The sequence below is a fragment of the Roseiarcus sp. genome, assembly GCF_049514155.1.
Taxonomy (GTDB): Bacteria; Pseudomonadota; Alphaproteobacteria; order Rhizobiales; family Beijerinckiaceae; genus Roseiarcus.
Genome location: NZ_JBEKVH010000256.1, coordinates 1 through 3,704 on the forward strand (window position 1 = coordinate 1; position 3,704 = coordinate 3,704).

The 3,704-nt window shown below is 62.3% G+C and carries 4 protein-coding genes; 2 read left to right on the forward strand and 2 right to left on the reverse strand.

Features of this window, described 5'->3' with window-relative positions; translation table 11 throughout:
• A partial coding sequence (locus tag ABSF49_RS21010) for a sugar ABC transporter ATP-binding protein (RefSeq protein ID WP_424114582.1) occupies window positions 1–1,017 on the forward strand: 1,017 nt, incomplete at its 5' end.
• Entirely contained in the window at window positions 1,014–2,042 is a 1,029-nt protein-coding gene (locus ABSF49_RS21015; protein ID WP_424114583.1) for an ABC transporter permease, read from the forward strand. The genes ABSF49_RS21010 and ABSF49_RS21015, both read left to right, overlap by 4 nt.
• Window positions 2,043–2,369: 327 nt before the next feature.
• Here the strand turns inward: ABSF49_RS21015 and ABSF49_RS21020 are convergent, their stop codons facing one another.
• A complete protein-coding gene (locus ABSF49_RS21020; protein ID WP_424114584.1) occupies window positions 2,370–3,227 on the reverse strand; it encodes an IS3 family transposase in 858 nt (285 codons plus the stop codon).
• Window positions 3,224–3,643: a transposase gene (locus ABSF49_RS21025; RefSeq protein ID WP_424114585.1), complete on the reverse strand. Its 420-nt coding sequence runs from the start codon at window positions 3,641–3,643 to the stop codon at window positions 3,224–3,226. The genes ABSF49_RS21020 and ABSF49_RS21025 overlap by 4 nt, the downstream gene beginning before the upstream one ends.
• Window positions 3,644–3,704: the final 61 nt, after the last annotated feature.

The window sequence follows — 3,704 nt, forward strand, 5'->3', positions numbered from 1 at the left end:
TGGGCGTCGATCATCGTGTTCGACGAGCCGACGTCGTCATTGACGATGCGGGAAACAACTCGCCTATTCGCCTTCATTGACGCGCTCCGCGCCAAGGGTCGAGCCATTTTCTATATTTCGCATCACTTGAACGAGGTGCTGCGACTGGCCGACCGAATCTCGGTGTTGAGGGACGGCGAGCTGGTGGCGCAGCTCGACGCCAAACAGACGGATCGGGACGAGATGATCCGGCTGATGGCCGGTCGGACGACGACCCGAGCGCAAGAGACCGAACAGCGCGCTTGCGCGGCCGGCAGGCCGATCGTGCTGAAAGTCGCGGGTCTGACTCGCGAAAACGAGTTTCAGGACATCAGTTTCGACCTGCGCGAGGGCGAGATCCTCGGCGTGTCGGGCCTCGTCGGCGCCGGTCGTACCGAGCTTGGGAAATGCTTGTTTGGGATCACCAAGCCGGACGCGGGGACGATAGAGATCAAGGGCAAGGCGACGTATCACGCGTCGCCGGCCGACGCGATCGCCCGCGGCCTCGTCTACCTGCCAGAGGACCGCAAGAAGGAAGGCATCTTTCCCATCCTGACCGTCGCGGAGAACATCTGCGTCGCCAACCTCGGCGCGTTTCGCTCGATATGGGGCCTGAGTTGGGGGCGGATGGCGGCGGCGGCGGTCGATTATGCGAAGCGACTGGAAATTCGCCTTGAGTCGCCGCGCCAAGCCATCGTCAACTTGAGCGGCGGCAACCAACAGAAAGCCATTCTCGCGCGCTGGATGATGAGGCGGTGCGACGTCATGGTGCTCGACGAACCGACGCGCGGAATTGACGTCAATTCGAAATTTGAAATCCAGCAAGTTCTGCGCCGTCTGACCCAAGTAGGATTGTCGATCATTTATATTTCATCTGAAATGAAAGAAATACTCGATATTTCTGACCGGGTGCTGGTCATGCGCGAAGGTCGCATGAAAGGAATCATCGACCCAACCAACCTAAGTCAGGAAGCTCTACTGCAGATGGAAATGACATGACCGGCAAGGAAGCGGAACAAGACCGATCAAACTTCGATATTTGGTTGCCACTGCGAAGATTGTTGCAGCTCGAGGAGAGCGGCATTCTGATTGCCCTGGCGCTCCTTTGCATCGCTCTGGCGGTGGCGTCGCCGAATTTTCGCACCGCGTATAACGTCGCGGTCGTCGTCCGGCAGGCGTCCTTCGTGGCCCTGGTGGCGTTAGGAGAGACCCTAGTCCTCCTACTGGGAGGCATCGACCTGTCCGTCGGCAACGCCGCGGGATTCTCGGCGATCGTCGGCGCCTTGATGATGACGGGCCTGGGGGTGCCGGCTTGGATTGTCATTCCCGCCACCGCGGCGTTCGGGTTCGCCATGGGACTCATCAACGGATTCCTCATTTCATGGATCGGGCTCAACCCCTTTATCGTCACACTGGCGTCCGGCGAAGTCTTCGCGGGTCTGACGCTGGTGATCACCAAGGGGTATCCCGTCGGGCCCTTGGGCCCGACTTTCAGCATATTCGGAAACGGGTCGATCGCAGCAATACCAGTGCCGATCCTGATTTTTCTCGGCGCCGCCGGAATCTTCAGCTGGGTGCTTCGATACTCGCGGTTCGGTCGCAACATCTATGCGATTGGGGGCAATCACGACGCCGCGATCCTGGTGGGCATTCCGGTCCGCCGCGTGCAGACGATCGTCTATGGTCTGGCGGGGCTGTTCGCGGCGATCGCCGGAATACTCTATGCCAGTCGCATGGATTCCGCGGAGCCGGGCGTGGGCGGGAGTTGGCTCATGCCGGCGATCACCGCCGCCATCATCGGGGGCACCTCCTTGCAAGGCGGACAAGGCACAATACTCGGCACTGTGCTGGGCGCAGTTCTGATGGCCATCATCGCCAACGGAATGACCCTTCTCAATGTGTCCGGCTACTGGGAGCGCGTCGTCATCGGCGGGGTGGTTCTGGTGGCCGTCCTGGTCGACTTCCTACGCAAGCAACCCGGCGCCCGACTTCCGAGGTACCTGACTTTTCATCGAAAGACGTAGCGCCGATCGCCAGCGACGCGGCGTCGCGGGATCTGCGCGCGATGCGAGACGATCCGCTCGCGTTGATTCGCGGCGGGGCGCCCGCGCAGACGACCGCCGCGACGCGAACGTCCGGTCTCGGCCCATCGTCGGCGACTTCTCGGCGAGCGATCGGGTGAGCGTTCGATCAGATACGATCGTCGATCGGGCGCCGTTCTTCGCGCCGGAGCCGCGTCCGCAGGCAAGGAGGATCGGGGCCGACCGCTGCAGAGGAGAGGGACATTGCATTGAACTGCGCCCCTTGTCTGAGACAGATAATTTGAGTGACAAGTCCTTGGTTATGCCCTTTCAGACAGTTTCAAGTTGGCGGAGTTCGTTCTCGAACTCGACCGGGGGTTTATATCCGAGGGCGGAGTGGAGCCGGGCGCGGTTATAGATGGTTTCGAGGAAGGCGCCGATGCGTTGGCGGGCGTCTTCGAGCGAGACGTAGGTTTTGCCGGCGACCTCCTCGTCCTTGAGGGTTCGCATGAAGCGCTCGGCCTTGGCGTTGTCGTAAGGGTTGCCGGCGCGGCTCATGCTGACGCGCAGACCGCGCGCCTCCAATCGATCGGCGTAGGCGGCGCACGCATATTGCACGCCCCGGTCCGAGTGATGGATCAGGCCGGGCGGCGGGTTCCTGGCGGCCAAGGCCATGTCGAGCGCTTCGATCGCCAGGCTCGCTTCGAGATGGTCGGCGAGCGCCCAGCCCACGATCCTGCGCGAGAAGGCGTCGAGGACCACGGCGAGATAGACGAAGGCCTCCGCCAGCCGCACGTAAGTGATGTCGGCCGCCCAGATCTGATCGAGGCCGGTGGGAACGAGCGAGCGCGTGAGGTTGGGCACGATGGGAAATTCGTGCCGGGAGTTCGTCGTGTAGGGGACGAAGGGCTTGCTGCGCAGGCAGAGGAGATTGTCCTCGCGCATCAGTCGGCGCAGGCGCTTGTGGTTGATCCGCAGGCCGTGGAGCCGCCAGAGTTCCTGGCCGATTCTGCGATAGCCATAGAAGCGGTTCTTCAGCGCGATGGTCTGGATCTTGTCGCGCAAGTCCGCTTCCGCCCGTTCGGGGCGGCGAACCTCGCCAAAGCGATAAAAGCCGGCGCGGGACACTTTCGCCAGCGCGCACAAATGGTCGATCGAGGGGCAGCCTTGCGTCTCGGGAGCGCTCATCGTTTCGATGACCGCGTAGAGGACGTCGCGTTGGTCTCGGCCGCCAAGGTTTTGGCCTCCAACGCGTCGATGAGCCGCAAGGCTTCGCGAAAAAAATCGATGTCCATCTGCTGCTTGCCGACCTTGCGCTCCAGCTCGGCGATCCTCGCCTTCGCCCGCGCCAGTTCGGACGGCGCGTCCGGCGCCGGCGCGGCGTCCGAACCGGCGCGGGCGGCCGAAAACCCCTTCTTGGGTCCGCGCTTCCGATTGAGGCCCGCCACGCCCATCGCCCGATAGGCGGCGCGCCATTCATAGAGAAGCTTGCGCTTGATCTTCAGTTCGTCCGCGACCGCCGCCAACCGTTCCCCGCCCTCGAGTCGGAGAACCACGCCTTCTTTGAACTCAGTCGAAAATACCCGCATCGCTTGTTGTGACATGAAGCCTCCTAAAGGCTCATGTCACTCAAATCGTGTGTCTCGCTTTAGGGGCGCAGCACAC